Origin of the sequence: Paenibacillus sp. PCH8 (assembly GCF_002968835.1) — a bacterium.
In the GTDB taxonomy this organism is placed as follows: domain Bacteria; phylum Bacillota; class Bacilli; order Paenibacillales; family Paenibacillaceae; genus Paenibacillus.
Map to the genome: position 1 here is coordinate 22,043 of NZ_PKQK01000006.1, position 20,233 is coordinate 42,275.

Genomic DNA, 20,233 nt, shown 5'->3' on the forward strand with positions numbered 1-20,233 from the left:
TGGTAGGAGGGAAGCAATATGCATACTCAAGCATTAACACCGAGACAGATTGTTGCAGAGCTTGACAAGTACATTGTAGGTCAAAAAAAGGCGAAAAAATCGGTAGCGGTGGCCCTTCGCAATCGTTATCGGCGTAGCCTTTTGCCTGAGCACACTCAGGATGATATCGTGCCTAAGAATATCCTGATGATTGGACCTACCGGTGTTGGTAAAACGGAAATTGCACGTCGCCTCGCCAAATTGGTAGGTGCCCCATTTGTTAAAGTCGAGGCTACCAAATTCACCGAAGTGGGCTATGTCGGTCGTGATGTGGAATCGATGGTGCGTGATTTGCTAGAAACATCCCTGCGGATGGTGAAGCTGGAGCGGACTGAAAAAGTGAAGGACAAGGCTGAAGAAGCTGCTAACGAGCGAATTGTACATATTTTGGCTCCTTCACAATCCAAATCCAAAAATCAACGCAATCCCTTTGAAATGATTTTTGGTAATAATGGCAATAACGTTCAGGAACCGGATGAGCCGGAACCGGACACGGGTGTAGCGGAGCGTCGACGCAAGATTAAGTTTGATCTGTTATCCGGTAAGTTGGAAGATGACATCATCGAGATTGATGTGGAAGACACTGCGCCTAACATGATGGATATGTTTGCAGGTCAGGGTAATGATCAGATGGGCATGAACATGCAGGAGATGTTTGGCAGCCTGCTTCCCCGTCGCACCAAAAAACGTAAGCTGGCCATCAAAGAAGCTCGGAAGGTGTTGATTCAGGAAGAAGCGGGCAAACTGATCGATATGGATGACGTTACTCAGGAGTCAATCCGTCGGGCAGAGCAGACAGGAATCATTTTCATTGACGAGATTGACAAAGTTGCCAGTCAAGGACGCGGTAGCGGTCCAGATGTATCCCGTGAGGGTGTTCAGCGGGACATTCTTCCAATTGTGGAAGGATCTACGGTAATGACGAAGTATGGTCCTGTCAAAACGGATTATATCCTGTTTATGGCAGCTGGCGCATTTCACGTAGCCAAACCCTCAGATCTAATTCCTGAGCTTCAGGGGCGCTTCCCTATTCGTGTAGAACTGAGTAGTCTGACACTTGAGGAATTTGTATCCATTCTGACTGAACCTCAAAATGCGCTGACCAAGCAGTATGTCGAACTGCTACGCACCGAAAATATTGAGATTGAGTTCTCGGACGATGCTATTCGTGAAATTGCCAAGTTGGCTGAATCCGTCAATCAGAACACAGAAAATATTGGTGCGCGCCGATTGCATACCATTCTTGAAAAGCTTCTGGAGGATTTATCCTTTGAGGCGCCGGAACTTACGCTGGATCGAATGGTGATCACTCCCGAATATGTACGTGAGAAACTGAATGATATCGCACTGGACCGTGATTTAAGCCACTATATTCTGTGAAACAGGTCTAGTAATGTATTCTTTAAAAATAGGAATATGAATAAACGATATGCACTGGAGAGAAGAGCAAACTTGCGAGATCGATGAAGGAGGGTACTCCTTTATCAGCTTGCAAAGGTTGGCTTAACCCGAGGCATATCGTTTATTTTTGTTGCGAAACTAAAGAATTTAATAAAATAACCGATAAAAGATGTGAGGTTGCTATCCGAGTCGACAAAAACTAGGACTTGTGCCGCATGTATACGGAGTTAAAACCGATAGGATTGGTGGCTATTCCTAATACGTATATCTAGTTATTCCCAATAAAAGAATTTTCCTTATTCAAAGTCTGGTCATTGGTTTAGTTGTATAGTTGAAAAACATTGCGTGATTGTGCAAAAACAGGATTTGTTGAAAAGTTTGAAGTGATCAATTGTTTTGGGGATATTAAATATTGTTGGCCCTGCTTAATTGTTAAGAAAGTGTTGTGAAGAAAAGGAAAGAAATCTTAAATATTGAAAGATAATTTGTCAATTGATTAATGTACAGCTTCATATGTATACCTATCATATAGCCCCTAAACCCTTAGTGGAGCGGTAAAAAATTCTAACATTACCAACGATGTAATTTTCAGTTTTCTACATAATTACTGGTGTTTAATAGTCATATTGAGGCAAGATTTTTTTTATTTATTTTAAGAATGTTTAAGAACGAACAGAGAGAGTCTTAACATACTTTTGTTTTGGGCCTCAACATTTACGGAAAAATTCATAATTTGCTGAAAATACACAAAAAGCCCTGTCTTTAAGAAAAGATAGGGCTTTTTTCTTATTGTAATAAATCCCAAACTCGAAGAAACTTATGTTATACGACAACATCAGAGTTAATTCTACTTAAGTCCTAGAAAACCGTGTAAAGACGAATAATTTTGTCGAAAAAACATAAGAATTCTCAAGGGAAAAGATTCAATCTTTTTCCATAACTTCTAAAGAGAGGAGGGGCATTGTGAATCTTTTGAACGATATTAGCTTTAAAAGATTGCAAGGTGCACTCGATGCGTCCAACATCAGACAGCGAACGATTGCTGACAACATCGCGAATGCCGATACCCCGTATTTCAAGCGCTCGGACGTTTCTTTTGAAGAAATGTTACAGGGGCAAATGAATGGAGACATGCCTGTTCTTAAAGGTAAAGTAACTGATGCAAGGCATTTTGTCATAGGTCCTTCCTCTTCTGTACCCACGCCAGTAGTTAATATGGACCAGTCAACGTCCATGAATAACAACCAGAACAATGTCGATATAGACAGAGAAATGAGTCTTCTGGCAGAGAATCAACTACGTTATAACGCTTATATTCAGCAAGTGAACGAACAGATTAAAATCATGCGTATTGGCGTGGAAGGGAGATAACTGAATTGAACATTAGTAATAGTTTTAGTATTAGTAGCTCAGCCCTGACGGCTCAACGTTTGCGGATGGACGTCATATCTTCCAACATTGCCAATGCAGAAACCACGCGCGCGAGCGTAATTAATGGGGAGGCGGTTCCCTACAAACGCAAAATGGTTGTGCTCGAACCCAATAAGGCCTCGTTTAGTACGATGCTTCAAAATCAAATGAGAAGCGGCGTTGCCGGAGATGGAGTCCGAGTGACAGAGATTCGAGAAGATCAATCACCACTGAAACCTGTTTACGATCCTTCTCATCCGGATGCTAACGCAGAAGGGTATGTGTATATGCCTAATGTGGATATTGCGAAGGAAATGGTCGACATGATCTCTGCTTCCCGTTCATATGAAGCGAACGTAACCGCATTGAACTCAACGAAAGCGATGATCTCCAAAGCGTTGGAGATTGGAAGGTAATCTGAATCAGAACAAAACAAGAATATATAAACCAGTGATGAAGGGGAGGGACATTAATGATTCAGAACAACATGTTTAACACACAGGGGATACAACCTTTACAGATGAAGAGCGCAATCGAGAGCAAGCCTTCTACACCAGCCGAAACCATCCAGAGCTTCGGTACATACTTACAGAATGCATTGGGGTCTGTCGCAGCACAGGAGACTCAAGCACACGAAATGTCCAATCAATTCTTGGTTGGCAAGGCGAATGTGGATCAAGTGATGATCGCTTCAGAACAGGCCTTGTTAAGTCTGCAACTCACAACTCAAGTCCGAAACAAAGTGGTCGAGGCATATCAGGAAATTATGCGAACGCAGTTATAAAATAATCTACTTGCGCTCAGGCAATAGCGCTGATCATTACAACAAGCAGCTGCGATGCTGCTCCTGCGGAGCCCCTGGAACGGCTAGGGTTGCGTAAGGACAGACTAAGCTAAGTTTCGGATGGGGTGACAGAGTGAATGAGAGAATCGCCCAGTACAGGGATAAGGCATCCCAGTATTGGAATAGTTTCAGCAAAAAGCAAAAAGTACTATTTATATCAACCTTCCTGTTCCTGATTTTGGCTGCAGTTGTACTAACGATGCAATTGTCCAAAACCGAATATGAAGTCGCGTTCACGGATCTGAATGCAAGTGATTCAGCTGGCGTGATCAGTTATCTCGATACATCCAGCATTCCCTATAAACTAAGTGCAGATGGCAAGAGCATTTCGGTGCCAAGCACAAGTGTAGCCATTGCAAAAGTGAATGTCGGGTCACAAGGGATCATTCAGAATGGTTCATTAGGATACAAAGCTTTCGAGCAATCTTCATCCCCAATCGGGATGACAGACAAAGAGTTTGATGTGAAGTACAACAATGCTATAAACGGAGAAGTAGAGCAGTTACTTCAGCGGATGCAAGGGATACAGGACGCTAAAGTGCTGGTCAATATGCCGAAAGATAACATCTTTGCTGGATTAGAGGAACAGGACAAAGCATCTGCATCGGTTGCGCTCCAGTTTAAACCAGGTTATCACCCAAATCAGGCAGCTGTAGATGGCTATTTTAACTTGGTTAAGACCGCAATTCCTAATCTGCCAGTTGAGAACATTACGATTACCAATACGGATGAAGCAGAACTGATTCCAAGTGCTCGAGGTGGCAGTGGGGGGTTGTCTTCGGAAGTTCAAGAGAACATGGCATTACAGAAGAAGTTTGAAAACGATGTTCGTAATAACGTGAAGCAATTTCTTTCTCAAATTGTAGGCGAAGACAAAGTAAATGTTTTGGTAGCCTCAAAGCTTAATTTTGACAAAGAAACACGTAAAGAAAATCTGGTCACACCCGTTGATGTAGAGAATATGAAAGGCATTGAAATCAGTGTACAGGAGATTCAGAAGAGCTACACTGGGGAAATAGCGCAACAGGTGGTGTTGCTGGTACCGGGCAAGAAGAAGTACCAGGTTATCCATCATCGGATGCAACAGGAAACTCTACTTCGGAAGAATCATCAAGCACTGTGAATTACGATGTTAATCGAATAGCCAAGGATATTATTTCCAGTCCATACACTGTAAAAGACTTAACCATTAACGTTGCTGTTGAACCACCAAATGGAGAAACAGAATTACAGGGACCGGTTAAGGACGCAATCGAGAACATTTTGGTTAACATTGTTCGAGCATCACTGGCAGACTCAGGCGCTGTAATAAGTGACGCCGATCTGACAAAGAAAGTTTCAGTGATGTCACAAGGCTTCCAGGCTGCATCAGCAGCGAACACGGGCTTCCCGCTTTCTACAGCTATGATGTGGGGCGGAGGAGCGCTTATAGCGGCATTGATCGCAACGGTGGTTATTTTGTTAGTACGCCGTCGCCGCAAACAAAACGAAGTGGAAGAAGAGGAAATTCCTCTTCCGGTTGCAACAGAGTTCCCGTCCATTACGCTGGACAGTGTAACGAACGAAAGTCAGGTGCGCAAACAATTGGAGAGTTTGGCCAAGAAAAAGCCAGACGAATTCGTCAATCTGCTGCGTACGTGGCTGGCTGACGAATAGAGGTGAACGAATTGGCAAAGGCAAGCAGTCAGGGATTAAGTGGCAGACAAAAAGCAGCAATTTTGTTGATTACATTAGGTCCGGAAGTATCGGCTCAAATTTTCAAACATCTGCGCGATGAGGAGATTGAGCAACTTACGTTGGAAATTGCCAACGTTCGTAAAGTTGATGCTTCCGAAAAGGACATGATCATGTCCGAGTTTCACCAGATCTGTCTGGCACAGGAATATATCTCTCAGGGCGGTATCAATTATGCAAGAGAAATCTTGGAGAAAGCTCTGGGTTCTACAAAAGCACTTGAAGTCATTAATCGTTTGACAGCTACGCTGCAAGTCAGACCATTCGACTTTGCACGCAAAGCAGACCCGAATCAGATTTTGAACTTTATTCAGAATGAAAGCCCTCAAACCATAGCTTTGGTTCTGTCATACCTGCAGTTCGAACAAGCAGCAGCGATTCTGTCCTCCTTACCACAGGATAAACAAGCCGAAGTCGCTCGAAGAGTCGCGGTGATGGACAGTACTTCCCCGGAAGTCATCTCTCAAGTGGAGCGAGTGCTTGAGCAGAAGCTGTCTTCTACCGTAACGCAGGATTACACGAATGCAGGTGGTATCGAATCGATCGTTCAGATTTTGAACGGAGTCGATCGGGGTACGGAACGTACCATTTTGGACTCTCTCGAAATTCAGGATCCAGAGCTTGCGGAAGAAATCAAAAAACGCATGTTTGTATTCGAAGATATCGTCAATGTGGATGATCGTTCGATCCAGCGTATTATTCGGGATATCGACAACGCAGATCTTCAGCTTGCACTTAAAGTGGCGAGTGAAGAAGTTCGGGATGCCGTGTTCCGGAACATGTCGAAACGGATGTCAGAAACATTCAAAGAAGAGATGGAGTTCATGGGACCTGTGCGTCTGCGTGATGTTGAGGAAGCTCAGACACGCATTGTAGGAACGATACGCAGATTGGAAGAAGCCGGTGAGATCATTATCGCACGCGGTGGAGGAGATGATATCATTGTCTAATTTGATTAAATCTTTCCAGTATGTACCCGTTGATGACCGTAAAAGACTCGAAAATCATCATCATTATGGTGGGACTGAGGCGTCTGAAACGGAATTAAATGGTGGAAGTGCTGAAGGTTTTGAAGCAGAAGTGCTTCAAGCACGCGTGGATGAAGAGACACAACGTCTTACCGCGGAGATGCTGGAAGATGCGAAGGAGTTTGCAGAAAAGCAAGTACGTGATGCTTCAGAAGAAGCGGAGCGCATGCTTCAAGAAGCCCGTGAACAGATCGATAGCTGGTGGCAGGAACAACGACAACAGGATGAACATCTGACCGAAGCACTCCGTTCACAAGGTTTCCAACAGGGTTTTGAAGAAGGTAAAGTACAAGCTGAACTGGATCTCCAGGTGCAGATCGAAGAGATGATGAAGGAAGCCCAAGAAGTTCTGCAGGAGGCTTACGTAGCAAAAGATCAGATTATTCAGGAAGCAGAACCGTTCCTGGTTGATCTTGCTTGCGGAATCGCTGAAAAGGTCATTGATAAACAGCTTTCCATTGAACCCGAGCAGACATTGGAACTGATACGCCAAAGTCTGTCACGTAAACGGGAACAAGGACAGATCACACTTTGTGTGGCTCCTGATCAGTTTACATTTGTACAGGCAGCTCGCGAGGAACTCTCCCTCTCTATTGACTCTCAGGCTGAATTGCAGATTTTGCCTGATTCTACCGTCAAAGATAAAGGATGTGTCATCCGTTCTTCATTTGGAAGCGTAGATGCGAGAATAGATACACAGCTTGCTGAGATTAAAAAAGAACTGGTCCGCATAGCACTTGAGGATGAGGAGCGAAAAAATCAACATGAAGGTTCTTAGTTCACAACGATACATGGAACATTTGCAGCAATTTGATCCCGTTCGCATTAACGGCAAAGTTACTCAGGTCATTGGTCTTATGGTTGAGTCTGAAGGGCCGGATGCAAGTATCGGCGATGTATGTTACATCTACCCTGGAAAATCAGCCAAGCCTCTTCAGGCCGAAGTCGTTGGGTTTCGAGATAACAAAGTGCTGCTAATGCCACTGGGTGAACTTCAATCGATTGGTCCGGGTTGCGATGTAGTCGGTACAGGCAAACCACTTGGAGTTCAGGTAGGCTCCGAATTACTGGGTAAAGTGTTAGATGGACTGGGACAACCGCTTGACGGTTCACTCCTTCCCTCCAGAATGCCGATGTACTCGACTTCCAATAAACCGGTGAATCCAATGGATCGTCCGCGTGTACTTGAAACGATGAGTGTTGGTGTAAGAGCCATAGATGGATTGCTGACTGTAGGCAAGGGACAGCGTGTAGGTATATTTGCCGGTTCAGGTGTTGGTAAAAGTACTTTGATGGGTATGATCGCCCGCAATACTGCGGCAGATGTCAATGTAATTGCACTTGTAGGTGAGCGGGGACGTGAGGTTCGCGACTTTATTGAACGGGATCTTGGTCCGGAAGGACTGGAACGCTCGGTAGTCATCGTTGCAACTTCAGATCAGCCTGCCCTGGTTCGGATCAAGGGAGCCGTTATTGCTACCACCATTGCGGAGTATTTCCGGGACCGTGGAATGAATGTAATGCTGATGATGGATTCGGTTACTCGATATGCAATGGCTCAAAGGGAAGTTGGTCTGGCTGTAGGGGAACCTCCGGCAATGAGAGGATATACACCTTCGGTGTTCGCAAGTTTGCCCAAACTGCTTGAACGGGCAGGGACAGGACCTACAGGCTCAATTACAGCCTTTTACACCGTTCTGGTCGACGGGGATGACATGAACGAACCGATCGCGGATGCGGTAAGGGGGATACTGGATGGGCACATCGTGTTAAACCGATCTATAGCGAATAAGGGTCATTTCCCAGCTATCGATGTGCTAGCCAGCATAAGTCGTGTCATGAAGGATATTGCTCCTGAAGAGCAGATGGAAGCTGTTAATAATATGAAGCGTTTGATGTCTGTGTACAAAGAGTCGGAAGATTTAATCAATATTGGAGCTTACCAGCGGGGATCGAATGCAGCCATTGATGAATCAATAGACCAGATTGATAGTATATGGAATTTCACAAAGCAGAAGGTTGATGAAAAAGTTACTTTAAGTGAAGTACAGGAACGTTTGATTCTTGAATTTGCAAGGAGATGAATGGGTAAACGATGAAATTTCGATATCATTTCCAGAAAGTTGTTGACCTGAAGAGCAATGAGAAAACACAAGCAGAGTGGATGTTATCCACAGCGATCGGAAAGCTTCAGACGGAGGAAGAGCATCTGATACAACTTCTGAATGATAGAAGTAATCTGGTCGGTGTTATCCAATCTGCTGCGGAAAGTATAGCGTCTGTAAACCGTTTGCAGGAGATGCAGCGTTATGTTCATCACCTTGACGAGTGCATCTCACGTAAAAACAGTGATGTTAGACATGCTCAGGTCAATGTGCAACAGAATCAGACATTTCTAAATGGGAAGATGATTGACGAAAAAGTATGGCTTGGAGCGAGAGACAAGGCCAAAATCAGTTTTCAGCAGGAGATGCTCCTCCGGGAACAGAACGATCTGGACGAGATGGCAACTGTACGCTTCGCTGCCAAAGCCGGACGCGCGAATTGATGTGAGTTGGCGCGAAGTTGTCTCGTGAGGGAGGAATGAACGATGGCTGTTAAAGACGATAGCGATATAGAAAAAGAGTCGGGAGGCGGTTGGGAAAAATTTCTCATGATTTCAATCCCGATTGTATTCACCGTAGTATTGCTCGGCGTATTACTTACTCTATTTAATGTAGATATTCGTAATAATTTGCTTGAAGTTGCCAACAAGATTCCAGTAGTCAAGGAATGGGTGCCTGATCCTGTGCTGGACCCGGAGAAAGAGAAGCTGGAGAAGAGCGAGCAGCAGGTTGAAAGTGCTGAAGCGACAATCGAAAAGCTGAAGTCTCAAGTAACCGCCAAAGAAACAGAACTCAAAGCGGCGCAGGAAGCGACAACAACAGAGGCTAAAAAAGCAACTGACCTTCAGAAGAAGTTGGATGATGCAGAAAAGGCTACTGAAACTGAAACTGCAGCGGCAGCGGCGACTCCGGAAACGGTATCCGATTATCAGAAGCAAATAAAAGATCTGGCTAAAATGTATGCGGATATGAGCCCGAGCAAAGCTGCACCCATATTGCAAAATATGACGAATGAAGAAATGGTATTGTTGTTGAATGTCATGCAATCAACTGCTCGGACTAAGGTGCTTGAAAAGATGGACCCGAAAACAGCAGCGGATGTCACGATGATGATGAAGGATGCGAAACCATCTGGAGACTTGGCACTGGATGCGCTGCAATCCAGATTGAAGAAGGAAACTGCCGCAACTTCAACCGCAGCAACAACTACAAGTAAGAACCTGGATAAAAATCAGCTTAGTCAAACGTTTGCTTCGATGTCTGCTTCAAGTGGTGCCAAGCTTTTGTTGGAAACATACAAGTTGAGTCCGGATAAAACATTGACCATTCTGAACTCGGTAGATGATGCAACACGATCGCAATTACTCGAAAATATGTCTACAGAGAATTCAGTCGAAACTGCAAAGATTCTGAACAAATTAATGGGCAACAAGTAGATCTGATTCATCTGATATAACCGAGAGGAGGTGAAAATAAATGTCGATCGTATATCAAATGACATCCACAACATCTGCAAAAGCCACAGCAACAAGTCAGGCAACGGGGACACAATCTAAAGGCTCAACCGCAAGTGCTGGTGGTGAATTTCTGCAAACTCTTGCACAGACATTATCCGGAGGATCCACAGAAGGCGAAGCTTCGAGCACCGCTGGAAGCTTAACAGCGAATCCATTGGTAGTATCCTTTGCCTCAAGTGAAGATGGGGAAGAGACCTCAATCACGGATATACTGAATTCGTTGTTCACGGACTTGGATTCGCTTGATGAAGCTTTGGAGAATGATCCAGCTCTACTTGCAGGCTTGCAGACTTTGATTCAACAGATGTATACACAATTAAATGATTCTTCAGGTACCCACGCGGAAGGTTCTGATGTATCTTCGGATGGAGCTGGAAGCGCCGGTACAGTGCCTGCAATTGAACTGTCTCAGCATCCGGCAGCGGTTCGTTTTGTTTTGCAGGATATGCTTACTCAGCTAGTAGCCGGTATGAGTGAACCAGAGAGCGCGGTTGCGAAGAACGCACCGGAATTCAAACATTTGCTTCAATCTCTGCAGAGTCAGTTGCAAGATGCTGGATTGGATACAGCTAGCAACAAAGGATGGAATGAACTGAAATCTATATTGGATACATTGACTGCAGTTAAGGATCAGGTTGTACAAGTTGCTCCAACAACTATGCATCTAACCTCCAAACAGGATTCGGTTGTCCCGCAAGTTCTTGTTGCGGCAGCAGCTAATTCGGGAATTAAAGTCACAGGTGACGCGGATACCACATCTGCTTCAAACCCAGGTGGAGAAGTGGATCACTCAACCATCATTACAGCAGGAGAGTTGTCCTTGCGTACATCAGGCACAACAGCAGGCAAACCGGCTGAACCTGTAATGCAAACATCACAATTTGCCAAAGAGATGACACAATTTGTTGTGAGCAAGTTGGATATTGTACAGCAAAAAGGTTTTTCCGAGGCGACCATCTCACTCCGTCCTGAGCATCTAGGCAAGTTGGATGTACAGATTACCTTACAGAATGGACAATTGGTTGCAAGGTTTATAACAGAGCACACGATGGCCAAAGACATGCTTGAACAACAGATGATGCAGTTACGTTCTTCTCTTCAAGCGCAAGGGATTCAAGTGGAACGTCTTGAGGTCACACAGAACAGTTCACTCGGATCACAGATGTATCAGGATGGAGGCCGTCAGCCGGGAAGCAACTCTCAGCAACAGCGCCGTTCCCGTGAACGTGAGGAACAATCAGATGATGCAGTAGCTACAGCGGGGATTCAAGAAGAATTGCGTAACTGGCGTAGCGAGCAAGTAGATGGCAACGAATCTCTGAGAGATACGTTTAGTGCGAAGGCTTAAATAGAAATGAGGTGAGCAAATGGCTAATGAAATTGTTTCAACCAATAATACCTGGCCGAACTATTCCGCAGCTAATAAAGCAACGACAAGCGCTGCTACAAAAGAATTGGGCAAAGACCAGTTTTTGAAAATATTGATTACCCAGCTTCAGAATCAAGATCCGATGCAGCCGATGGAGGATAAGGAATTTATCGCTCAGATGGCACAGTTCAGCTCGGTAGAACAACTGGTCAATATTTCTACACAACTTAAAACGCTGAATCAGTCACTTGGAGCGGTATCCGGCATGATTGGCATGGAGGTTAGCTGGCTTTCTTCTAATAAAGAGGATAACGGGACTCTTCGTCAGGGTATTGTCGATTCCATCATTGTAAGAGATAGTGTTCAATACGCAAAAGTGGGCAAAGACGAAATTAAGCTGGATGAGATCATTCAGGTGAATTATCCAAAACAGACAGAAGAGAATAAAACTCCAGTACAGAACGTTCAGGATGTAGCCCCTGAAATGAACGAGAGCCAAGAACCTGAATCATCCGCTGAAACTGTTGATACGGAAGATAGCGGGAAAACGATATGAGTGATCGCATAACGGTTGGACAATTATATTCAGGCCCGATTACACCCAATATGCTTCAAAGACCCAAAACAGGAGATGCCTCAGCTGTACCCGAAAAACCTTTTGCAAAAGTACTGGAAGATAATCTTCTGAAATTGAGCAATCATGCTGCCAAACGACTGGAACAGCGTGGAATTGAACTCAAAACCGAACAAATGGAACAGATCGGCTCTGCTTTGGACAAGGCTGCTGCTAAAGGAGCCAAAGAGTCTCTCATTTTGATGAAGGATATGGCTTTTATCGTCAATGTCAAAAATCGTACGGTGGTTACTGCTATGGATAGTGAAAGCATGAAGGATAATGTGTTCACTCAGATTGATAGTGCTGTAATCATTTCTTGAACGGCTGGCCCTTCTCGGGAGCCGGAATGCCGCTGACCGACTGACGCGGTAACCAAATGAAGACTGGGAGGAATTTCTAAAATGTTGAAATCAATGTACTCAGGCGTTTCCGGGATGCGGGGTTTTCAAACCAAACTCGATGTAATTGGTAATAATATTGCGAACGTAAACACGGTTGGCTTTAAAGGTAGTCGAGTGATGTTCAAGGATATTATGAGTCAAACCACTGCAGGGGTAACTGCACCTGGCGATGCAACGGGTGGTGTCAACGCGAAACAAATTGGTCTGGGTGTATCCGTAGGTTCAATTGATACGCTGCATCTGGCAGGTAGTCCCATGACAACGAATAATCCAACGGATCTTCGGATTAACGGAGATGGATTCTTCCTGGTACGTTTGAGTGAAGATCAGGAAGTCCCTTACTTAACTCGCGCGGGTGATTTCCATGTTGATGCTGCGCGTAACCTTTTGACTTCGGATGGATTGTTTGTTCTGGATAGTGGTGGCGGAAATATTACGATTCCAGACGATGCTGTATCCTTCACTATTGGTCAAGATGGAACGATCAACCAGACCATGGCAGACGGAACTATTGAAGCGGGTCCACAGATTGGAATTGGTAAAGTTGTCAATCCGGAAGGTCTTGAGAAAATCGGGGGCAACTTGTACCGCATGACAGCGAATGCGAATCCGGATGGAGCCCTTGAACCATTGACAGCGAACAGTGCTGAGAATGGAACAGGAGCCATCATTGCTGGACAGCTCGAGATGTCAAACGTAGATCTGACTGGTGAATTTACAGAAATGATCGTTGCTCAGCGTGGATTCCAGGCGAATTCCCGGATCATTACAACGTCGGATGAAATACTTCAGGAAGTGGTTAACCTGAAACGTTAATAGCTGATTGGTAATTTTTAAAACGTGGGGGAGCTTACTCCTCCCACTCTGATCGAGGGGGCTTAGCATGATTTCGGTTACGCGGTTAAATGGTTCTCCCATGTGGTTAAATGCGCTGATGGTTGAAATTGTGGAAGAGACGCCGGACACGTATATTACTCTGGTAACTGGAAAGAGACTGATTGTGCTTGAAAAAGCAGATGAAGTTATTTCCAAAATTAAAGATTACAACCGTGAAATCGGGGTTCAGGCAGCCACTATTAAAGTGCAGCAAACGGAGGAATCCTGATGAAAAAGATGATGCCTTGGCTAGCAACGATGTTGCTTGCTATCACACTCATTGTGGTGGTTGTGTTTGTATTTATGCAAGGCCAGAACAAGAATGACGACACACATACTGCTGCAGCTTCTGAAGAAAAAAAAATGACTGCGGATGAGATTGTAGAAGTTTCCTCAGAGCTTGGAGAAATTAAAACCAATTTGGCTGATACAGATCATGTTGTCGTTGTCAGCTTTTCATTCAAGTTGTCAGACAAAGTAGCCAAAGAAGATTTTGAGAAAATCAAAGAAATAACGGTGAAGCCTATTATCATTCAGACGTTTGCGGATACCAAGTCTGAGGAGCTGGCTACAGCGAAGGGCCGGGTTCAATTTAATGAGAGACTAACCGGACTTATTAATGAAGCTTTACCTGAGGGCAAGTTAAGCAGCACCAGTTTTTCAGCTTTTGTGATTGCGCAAATGTAAATGAACAGAACACGCTGTAGACCTGTAAGGGGGTGAGAACATGGTGGATGTATTATCACAAAATGAGATTGACGCCCTATTAGCAGCACTTTCTTCTGGCGAAATGGACGCGGAAGAATTGAAGAAGGAAGATACTCAAAAGAAAATTAGATCGTACGATTTCAAGCGGGCAGTACGTTTTTCCAAAGATCATATTCGAAGTTTGACTCGTATTCACGAAAACTTTGCACGCTTTCTCACCACTTATTTTTCAGCCCAACTGCGGACGTTCGTTCAAATCAATGTCGTTCAGGTCGAACAGTTGCCTTATGATGAGTTTATCCGATCTATTCCTAAGATGACGATATTGAACATTTTTGAAGCGGAGCCACTGCAGGGACGAATGGTGATGGAGGTCCATCCCAACGTGGGATATGCGATGTTGGATCGCCTGCTTGGTGGAAACGGAATTGCTCCGACCAAGATCGTATCGATGACGGAGATTGAGACGACCATCATGGAGCGGATATTCAGCCGTGCGTTTGAAAGTTTGCAGGAAGCATGGAAGACCGTGTTGGATATTTCACCAAGGATGGAAGCACTGGAGACCAATCCGCAATTTATGCAGATTGTATCCCCCAATGAGACTATTGCTCTGATCTCGCTCAGTACCAAAATTGGTGACACGACAGGCATGATCAATCTATGTATACCACATGTCGTTCTTGAACCTATTATGTCCCGGTTGTCAACTCATCAATGGTTTGTTTCGGAGAAGAAAACAAGAGCTCCGGAAGAATATGAAGCGTTAAAAGAGCGAGTGAACAAAGCCAAATTACCCGTTGTAGCGGAATTGGGAGAATCCAGAATTTCAATTGCAGAATTTTTGGGGCTTTCTGTTGGTGATGTCATTACCTTAAACAAACCTGTTGATGAGGGACTTTCCATTAAAGTGGGTGACAGACTGAAGTATATAGGCAGTCCAGGAACCATTAAGGACCGTGTGGCTGTGCAAATAGACGAGATTGTCACCGAAGGAGTTGAAGAATTTGACGAGTAAGGATTATTTATCTCAGGAAGAAATCGATGCTTTGCTCCGGCAATCGGAATCGATAAACAGTTCGGAACCGGCTGAGAAGACAGTTGATGATTTTTTGACTGAGCTGGAACAAGACGCCTTGGGAGAGATTGGTAACATTACATTTGGTAGTGCGGCAACGGCTTTGTCCACGCTATTAGGAATGAAAGTAGATATTACAACACCTAAGGTTTCCATTATTAGTCGAATACAGTTTGAAGAAGCTTTTCCTAAGCCACATGTTGCCGTTCATGTGAATTACGTGGATGGATTCGAAGGCATTAACTCGCTTGTCATCAAGAAGAGAGATGCTCAAGTCATCGCGGATCTGATGTTGGGTGGCGAAGGAAACCCGGTTGACGAAGAACTGAACGAAATCCATATTAGTGCAGTACAGGAAGCGATGAACCAGATGATGGGTTCCTCCGCGACCTCTATGTCCACGATCTTCAATCGTTTCGTGAATATTTCTCCTCCGGGAATCGATATTCTGAATTTGGAGAGCGGCGAGGGTGTCAGTAATCTTCCTGAAGATGAGACGTTGATTCAAGTTTCATTTCGTCTGTTAATAGGCGATTTGATAGATTCAAATCTGATGCAGTTACTTCCAGTACATTTTGCCAAAAGCATGGTAGATATGCTGATTGGAGGCGCGCAAGAGTCAACTGCTAGTGCTTCTGTGGCGACTACGCCTGATCCAGTACCGGCAGCGGTGACAGCACCGCCACCACCTGTTGCTGAACAGCCACCTGTACAGCAACAGGTGCCGCCACAAGCTCCACAGCCTCCTGCTCAGGACTATAACGGATATGGACAGGCTCCAATGGGTATGCCGCAAGGAATGCCGCCACAGCAGCCGTATGGCATGCCGCCGCAGCAACCTTATGGTGCACCTCAACATTACGGTGGAATGCCAAATAGGAATGTTAACGTACAACCAGTACAATTCGCCAATTTGCAAAATGGGGCGTTTGCTCATGTAGACGAGAACAATTTGAATTTATTGATGGACATTCCCCTTAAAGTCACCGTAGAATTAGGAAGGACCCAGAAGCAAATTAAAGATATATTGGAACTGTCACAGGGTTCGATTGTCGAACTGGATAAGTTGGCTGGTGAACCTGTCGATATTTTGGTGAATAACAAACTGATCGCCAAGGGTGAAGTTGTCGTTATTGACGAAAACTTTGGTGTTCGTGTTATAGATATCCTTAGCCAATGGGACCGAATTCAGAAATTACAATAAGCACAATTTAGGGAGGACTTTAATCAAGATGGCAAACCGAATTTTAGTCGTAGACGACGCTGCATTTATGAGAATGATGATCCGGGACATTTTGTCCAAAAATGGATATGAGGTTGTTGGTGAGGCACAGGATGGTTCACAAGCAATTGAGAAATTTAAAGAGCTTCGTCCAGATCTGATCACAATGGATATCACTATGCCTGAGATGGATGGCATTGCAGCTTTGAAAGAAATTAAAAAGATTGATGCGAACGCAAAAGTCATTATGTGTTCTGCAATGGGTCAACAAGCGATGGTAATCGATGCAATTCAAGCGGGAGCCAAAGACTTCATTGTTAAACCTTTCCAATCTGACCGAGTTATCGAAGCGATTAGCAAGACGCTGGGCAATTAAGAAAGATGATGATGGCTCAGGGAGATAATCCGGTAGGAACTGGCGCGGGAGCCAATTATTATTTACAGCTTGTATGGGTGATTGTTGTCCTGGTCGTCATTCTGGTCCTTATTGTCTATCTGATCCGGTTTTTAAATAAACGGAATCAGCAGTGGTTCCGGAACGGCACGATTCGTATTCTGGGCGGGGTCGGACTGGGACAAAACAAGTCGCTGCAAATTATAGAAATTGGTGGAAGTGTTTATCTGCTTGGTGTAGGTGAAGACATACAGCTGGTAGACAAAGTTTCGGATCTTGAAGAGGCGCAGCGAATCATTAATTCATTTGAACGAGATGCTGCTGCACAACAAGGGAGTCTTTCGCCTCTCATTGCCAAGCTCGCAAAACGCTTCCGTAAAGATGAACCGCCGCGGGAAATGGATTTAGAGGACACAACTTCTTTTCACGAAATGTTTGAATCCAAACTTCGGCAGATGCCTAACCGTAAAGAGAAGATGGAGAAGCTCCTGGATAAAGACAATACTACAGATCGGTCGAGGGATTCATGAAGAAAAAGATTTGGTTAGCGTGTTGTTTGATAGGACTTATCAGTCTGGCATCTGTTACGGTTGCCTTTGCCGAACCCATTCCGAATATTGATATTCAAATCGGAAATGGGGATGGGGGAACACCGAGCACGAGTTCACTGTCCATTATCCTTTTAATTACGGTGCTTAGTATTGCACCCGCATTACTGGTGCTGATGACCAGTTTTACTCGGATTGTAATTGTTCTGGGTTTTGTACGGACATCTTTGGGTACACAACAAATGCCACCCAATCAGGTGCTGGTCGGTTTAGCGCTCTTTCTGACACTTTTCATCATGTCACCGACGTTGTCTTCCATAAATCAGGTAGCACTTCAGCCTTATCTCAAGGGAGACATTACACAAATCGAAGCGCTTGAAAAAGCTGCAGATCCAGTGAAAAAATTTATGTTTACTCACACCAGAGAAAAAGATCTACTTCTGTTTATGAAGTACAATCAGACCGAACAGCCCAAAACATATCAGGATATTCCGATCACTGTTATGGTGCCGGCATATGTAATCAGTGAGTTGAAGACAGCATTCCAGATGGGCTTCATGATTTTTATTCCGTTTCTGGTAATAGACATTGTTGTCGCGAGTACACTCATGGCAATGGGGATGATGATGCTTCCCCGGTCATGATCTCATTACCTTTCAAAATACTGCTCTTTGTCCTAGTGGACGGGTGGTATCTGGTAGTCAAGTCACTGTTGCTGAGTTTTAATACTTGAGCCGGAAAGTTAAAGGAGGACGGTCATGACTTCGGAATTTATTATCGGTCTGGCCGGGAAAGCGGTATACACGTCATTGCTGGCCAGTGCACCCATGCTTATACTAGCTCTGGTTGTAGGACTTGCAATCAGTATTTTCCAAGCGACAACTCAAATTCAGGAACAAACATTGGCTTTTGTACCCAAAATTATTGCTGTGCTTCTGGCAATACTTGTGTTCGGACCTTGGATCTTGAATATATTGCTCGATTTCACGTTTAACATTCTCGACAATCTATACAGATACATAGGGTAGGCTTTAGCAGATGGAGACATTATTGCAAAGTTTTCCTGTCGCTCTGCTTATCTTTTGTCGAATAGCATCATTTTTTGTTACTGCGCCAGTCTTTTCAGCTCGAAATGTACCGAATTCAGTCAAAATTGGTTTATCTGCTTTTGTCACATTGTCTGTATATATGATAGATGGCATAAATCAGACCGTACCGACAGACCTTAGTTATATTTTGCTCATCATTAGAGAAATTTTGATTGGTTTGATTCTGGGGTTTGCTGCGTATCTATTGATGACGGCTGTGCAGACAGCAGGAACCTTTATCGATCTTCAGATTGGTTTCGGTATGGCCAATGTGTACGATCCGATGACAGGTGCTTCAGCGCCACTTACGGGTAACTTGAAGTATGCGTTCGCTACGCTTCTGTTTCTGACGATGAATGGACACCATTATTTACTGGATGCGATAGTCTATAGTTACCGATGGGTTCCGTTATCGAATGTATTTTTCCTGCGATTGGCAGATGGGAGTATAGCTGAATTTTTGCTGCGTACCTTGGGGCAATCATTTATGCTTGCTTTTCAGATGGCTGCTCCGATTGTAGTCGCATTGTTTTTGACGGATGTAGGATTGGGATTCTTGGCCAAAACGGCTCCGCAATTTAATGTGTTTGCTGTCGGAATGCCGCTTAAGTTACTCGTCGGGCTTGCTATTTTGCTTTTGCTGGTTCCCAGTTTTGCCTTTGTATTTAGCCAATTGTTCGAAGTAATATTTACATCCATGGAAAAATTGCTGGGAACCATCGGTCAAAGGCCGGGCTGAGTGAAACGGAGGATATGACTCGGATGAAACTTCAACTCGACCTCCAATTGTTTTCGGGGGAGAAGACAGAGAAAGCTACCCCGAAAAAAAGACAGGATGCACGAAAAAAAGGACAGGTTGTCAAAAGTATGGAGTTATCGGGTTCTTCGATTCTCCTGTTCTCGTTTTTGATTTTGTCGGTTTTCAGTGATTTTTACAAGGAACGCACAGTTCGACTGTTCACGGATATCTTCATCAATCGGTTGAACATGGAAATCACCGGTGAGAATGTAATGGCGCTTATGATGCGCTATGGCGTTGAGATTATGTTGTTGCTGGCTCCAGTATTGTTGGGGGCCGTCCTAGTAGCCTTAATCGTTAATTACATGCAGGTTGGTTTTCTACTGGTGGGCGAAGGCTTAAAACCGAAACTGGAAAAGTTGGATCCAATTAAAGGATTCAAAAATATTTTCTCTATGCGATCATTAGTCGAATTTGCTAAGTCCGTTTTGAAAATGACCATTATCGGCTATCTTGTGTACAGTACAATTACAAGTTACCAGTCTGATATTGCTTCGCTTTCTCATTTTTCACTGGATGCCATTTTACATTTTGCAGCCTCAATTACTTTAAATCTCGGAATCAAAATTGCGGTAGCTCTTCTTATACTTGCTATATTCGATTACATGTATCAAAAGTACGATAATGAGAAAAAACTCCGCATGTCCAAGCAAGACATCAAGGATGAGTATAAGAAAATGGAAGGTGATCCGCTGATCAAGGGTAAAATTCGGGAGCGTCAGCGTCGTATGGCTATGCAGCGTATGATGCAGGAAGTACCGAATGCGGATGTAATCATCACGAACCCGACCCACTTTGCAATTGCTTTGAAGTATGAAGGTTCCGAGATGGAGGCTCCGCAGATTATTGCCAAAGGTCAGGATTATGTTGCCTTGCGCATTAAGGAGATTGCCAAAGAACACGGTGTTGTTACGATGGAAAATAAGCCGCTGGCACGGGCATTGTTCCAGAGAGCCGAGATTGGTGATGCCATACCGGCCGATTTGTTTCAAGCGGTAGCCGAAGTGCTGGCTTATGTATATAAACTAAAGGGCAGAACGAGATAAAAGGGGATCG

Annotated in this window: 22 protein-coding genes and 2 pseudogenes; all 24 read left to right on the top strand. The window is 44.3% G+C overall.

Translation table 11 applies throughout. The features are described 5' to 3' along the window. The first annotated feature begins 18 nt into the window (after positions 1–18). The 24 genes and pseudogenes from hslU (at position 19) to flhB (ending at position 20,223) form a co-directional block, all read left to right on the top strand. Positions 19–1,419: an ATP-dependent protease ATPase subunit HslU gene (hslU, locus tag C0Q44_RS25555; protein WP_105409997.1), complete on the top strand. Its 1,401-nt coding sequence runs from the start codon at positions 19–21 to the stop codon at positions 1,417–1,419. Positions 1,420–2,403: 984 nt separating this feature from the next. Further along, the gene (gene flgB, locus C0Q44_RS25560) at positions 2,404–2,811 is read left to right on the top strand and encodes a flagellar basal body rod protein FlgB (protein WP_105409998.1); all 408 of its coding nucleotides are present in this window, start codon (positions 2,404–2,406) and stop codon (positions 2,809–2,811) included. 5 nt (positions 2,812–2,816) lie between these two features. After that, positions 2,817–3,266 carry a flagellar basal body rod protein FlgC gene (gene flgC, locus C0Q44_RS25565; RefSeq protein ID WP_105409999.1) on the top strand — a complete coding sequence of 150 codons (450 nt, stop codon included), beginning with the start codon at positions 2,817–2,819 and terminating at the stop codon, positions 3,264–3,266. Between the two features lie 56 nt (positions 3,267–3,322). After that, positions 3,323–3,634 carry a flagellar hook-basal body complex protein FliE gene (gene fliE / locus C0Q44_RS25570; protein ID WP_105410000.1) on the top strand — a complete coding sequence of 104 codons (312 nt, stop codon included), beginning with the start codon at positions 3,323–3,325 and terminating at the stop codon, positions 3,632–3,634. A 133-nt stretch (positions 3,635–3,767) separates the two neighbouring features. Continuing rightward, positions 3,768–5,350, top strand: a pseudogene (gene fliF / locus C0Q44_RS25575) (flagellar basal-body MS-ring/collar protein FliF). Positions 5,351–5,361: 11 nt separating this feature from the next. Next, positions 5,362–6,378, top strand: coding sequence for a flagellar motor switch protein FliG (gene fliG, locus C0Q44_RS25580; RefSeq protein WP_105410001.1), 1,017 nt, complete (start codon positions 5,362–5,364; stop codon positions 6,376–6,378). Beyond that, complete coding sequence (locus C0Q44_RS25585) at positions 6,371–7,234, top strand: FliH/SctL family protein (protein ID WP_105410002.1); 864 nt, start codon at positions 6,371–6,373, stop codon at positions 7,232–7,234. The genes fliG and C0Q44_RS25585 overlap by 8 nt, the downstream gene beginning before the upstream one ends. Next, the gene (fliI, locus tag C0Q44_RS25590) at positions 7,221–8,540 is read left to right on the top strand and encodes a flagellar protein export ATPase FliI (RefSeq protein ID WP_105410003.1); all 1,320 of its coding nucleotides are present in this window, start codon (positions 7,221–7,223) and stop codon (positions 8,538–8,540) included. The genes C0Q44_RS25585 and fliI overlap by 14 nt, the downstream gene beginning before the upstream one ends. A gap of 11 nt (positions 8,541–8,551) precedes the next feature. Then, on the top strand, positions 8,552–9,004 hold the full coding sequence (gene fliJ, locus C0Q44_RS25595; protein ID WP_105410004.1) for a flagellar export protein FliJ: 453 nt from the start codon (positions 8,552–8,554) through the stop codon (positions 9,002–9,004). A gap of 42 nt (positions 9,005–9,046) precedes the next feature. Continuing rightward, on the top strand, positions 9,047–9,997 hold the full coding sequence (locus C0Q44_RS25600; protein WP_105410005.1) for a MotE family protein: 951 nt from the start codon (positions 9,047–9,049) through the stop codon (positions 9,995–9,997). A 40-nt stretch (positions 9,998–10,037) separates the two neighbouring features. Then, positions 10,038–11,426 carry a flagellar hook-length control protein FliK gene (locus C0Q44_RS25605; RefSeq protein WP_105410006.1) on the top strand — a complete coding sequence of 463 codons (1,389 nt, stop codon included), beginning with the start codon at positions 10,038–10,040 and terminating at the stop codon, positions 11,424–11,426. A gap of 19 nt (positions 11,427–11,445) precedes the next feature. Further along, positions 11,446–12,003: a flagellar hook capping FlgD N-terminal domain-containing protein gene (locus C0Q44_RS25610; protein WP_105410007.1), complete on the top strand. Its 558-nt coding sequence runs from the start codon at positions 11,446–11,448 to the stop codon at positions 12,001–12,003. 50 nt (positions 12,004–12,053) lie between these two features. Then, complete coding sequence (locus tag C0Q44_RS25615) at positions 12,054–12,383, top strand: TIGR02530 family flagellar biosynthesis protein (RefSeq protein ID WP_374955157.1); 330 nt, start codon at positions 12,054–12,056, stop codon at positions 12,381–12,383. Between the two features lie 81 nt (positions 12,384–12,464). Beyond that, positions 12,465–13,280 carry a flagellar basal body rod protein FlgG gene (gene flgG, locus C0Q44_RS25620; protein WP_105410009.1) on the top strand — a complete coding sequence of 272 codons (816 nt, stop codon included), beginning with the start codon at positions 12,465–12,467 and terminating at the stop codon, positions 13,278–13,280. 67 nt (positions 13,281–13,347) lie between these two features. Further along, positions 13,348–13,569, top strand: a complete 222-nt coding sequence (locus C0Q44_RS25625; protein ID WP_024630220.1) for a flagellar FlbD family protein — start codon at positions 13,348–13,350, stop codon at positions 13,567–13,569. After that, positions 13,569–14,027, top strand: a complete 459-nt coding sequence (locus C0Q44_RS25630) for a flagellar basal body-associated FliL family protein (protein ID WP_105410010.1) — start codon at positions 13,569–13,571, stop codon at positions 14,025–14,027. The genes C0Q44_RS25625 and C0Q44_RS25630 overlap by 1 nt, the downstream gene beginning before the upstream one ends. Positions 14,028–14,067: 40 nt before the next feature. Continuing rightward, on the top strand, positions 14,068–15,066 hold the full coding sequence (gene fliM, locus C0Q44_RS25635) for a flagellar motor switch protein FliM (protein ID WP_105410011.1): 999 nt from the start codon (positions 14,068–14,070) through the stop codon (positions 15,064–15,066). Continuing rightward, positions 15,056–16,330, top strand: a complete 1,275-nt coding sequence (gene fliY / locus C0Q44_RS25640; RefSeq protein WP_105410012.1) for a flagellar motor switch phosphatase FliY — start codon at positions 15,056–15,058, stop codon at positions 16,328–16,330. The genes fliM and fliY overlap by 11 nt, the downstream gene beginning before the upstream one ends. A 28-nt stretch (positions 16,331–16,358) precedes the next feature. After that, positions 16,359–16,724, top strand: a complete 366-nt coding sequence (locus C0Q44_RS25645; protein ID WP_105410013.1) for a response regulator — start codon at positions 16,359–16,361, stop codon at positions 16,722–16,724. A gap of 11 nt (positions 16,725–16,735) precedes the next feature. Next, complete coding sequence (locus C0Q44_RS25650; RefSeq protein ID WP_181151186.1) at positions 16,736–17,272, top strand: flagellar biosynthetic protein FliO; 537 nt, start codon at positions 16,736–16,738, stop codon at positions 17,270–17,272. After that, positions 17,269–18,023, top strand: a pseudogene (gene fliP, locus C0Q44_RS25655) (flagellar type III secretion system pore protein FliP). The gene C0Q44_RS25650 and the pseudogene fliP overlap by 4 nt, the downstream one beginning before the upstream one ends. A gap of 25 nt (positions 18,024–18,048) precedes the next feature. After that, complete coding sequence (gene fliQ / locus C0Q44_RS25660; RefSeq protein WP_105410015.1) at positions 18,049–18,318, top strand: flagellar biosynthesis protein FliQ; 270 nt, start codon at positions 18,049–18,051, stop codon at positions 18,316–18,318. Between the two features lie 10 nt (positions 18,319–18,328). Then, entirely contained in the window at positions 18,329–19,117 is a 789-nt protein-coding gene (gene fliR, locus C0Q44_RS25665) for a flagellar biosynthetic protein FliR (protein WP_105410016.1), read from the top strand. 23 nt (positions 19,118–19,140) lie between these two features. Further along, positions 19,141–20,223: a flagellar biosynthesis protein FlhB gene (flhB, locus tag C0Q44_RS25670; RefSeq protein WP_105410017.1), complete on the top strand. Its 1,083-nt coding sequence runs from the start codon at positions 19,141–19,143 to the stop codon at positions 20,221–20,223. The last annotated feature ends 10 nt before the right edge of the window (positions 20,224–20,233 follow it).

Bases quoted from the DNA above. Each gene is read 5' to 3' on its own strand.
- fliQ (WP_105410015.1), top strand. From the start codon at position 18,049: ATGACTTCGGAATTTATTATCGGTCTGGCCGGGAAAGCGGTATACACG.
- C0Q44_RS25645 (WP_105410013.1), top strand. From the start codon at position 16,359: ATGGCAAACCGAATTTTAGTCGTAGACGACGCTGCATTTATGAGAATG.
- flgG (WP_105410009.1), top strand. From the start codon at position 12,465: ATGTTGAAATCAATGTACTCAGGCGTTTCCGGGATGCGGGGTTTTCAA.
- fliJ (WP_105410004.1), top strand. From the start codon at position 8,552: ATGAAATTTCGATATCATTTCCAGAAAGTTGTTGACCTGAAGAGCAAT.
- C0Q44_RS25605 (WP_105410006.1), top strand. From the start codon at position 10,038: ATGTCGATCGTATATCAAATGACATCCACAACATCTGCAAAAGCCACA.
- fliE (WP_105410000.1), top strand. From the start codon at position 3,323: ATGATTCAGAACAACATGTTTAACACACAGGGGATACAACCTTTACAG.
- fliI (WP_105410003.1), top strand. From the start codon at position 7,221: ATGAAGGTTCTTAGTTCACAACGATACATGGAACATTTGCAGCAATTT.
- C0Q44_RS25600 (WP_105410005.1), top strand. From the start codon at position 9,047: ATGGCTGTTAAAGACGATAGCGATATAGAAAAAGAGTCGGGAGGCGGT.
- C0Q44_RS25650 (WP_181151186.1), top strand. From the start codon at position 16,736: ATGGCTCAGGGAGATAATCCGGTAGGAACTGGCGCGGGAGCCAATTAT.
- C0Q44_RS25625 (WP_024630220.1), top strand. From the start codon at position 13,348: ATGATTTCGGTTACGCGGTTAAATGGTTCTCCCATGTGGTTAAATGCG.
- flhB (WP_105410017.1), top strand. From the start codon at position 19,141: ATGAAACTTCAACTCGACCTCCAATTGTTTTCGGGGGAGAAGACAGAG.
- C0Q44_RS25615 (WP_374955157.1), top strand. From the start codon at position 12,054: ATGCTTCAAAGACCCAAAACAGGAGATGCCTCAGCTGTACCCGAAAAA.
- C0Q44_RS25610 (WP_105410007.1), top strand. From the start codon at position 11,446: ATGGCTAATGAAATTGTTTCAACCAATAATACCTGGCCGAACTATTCC.
- hslU (WP_105409997.1), top strand. From the start codon at position 19: ATGCATACTCAAGCATTAACACCGAGACAGATTGTTGCAGAGCTTGAC.
- fliR (WP_105410016.1), top strand. From the start codon at position 18,329: ATGGAGACATTATTGCAAAGTTTTCCTGTCGCTCTGCTTATCTTTTGT.
- fliM (WP_105410011.1), top strand. From the start codon at position 14,068: ATGGTGGATGTATTATCACAAAATGAGATTGACGCCCTATTAGCAGCA.
- C0Q44_RS25630 (WP_105410010.1), top strand. From the start codon at position 13,569: ATGAAAAAGATGATGCCTTGGCTAGCAACGATGTTGCTTGCTATCACA.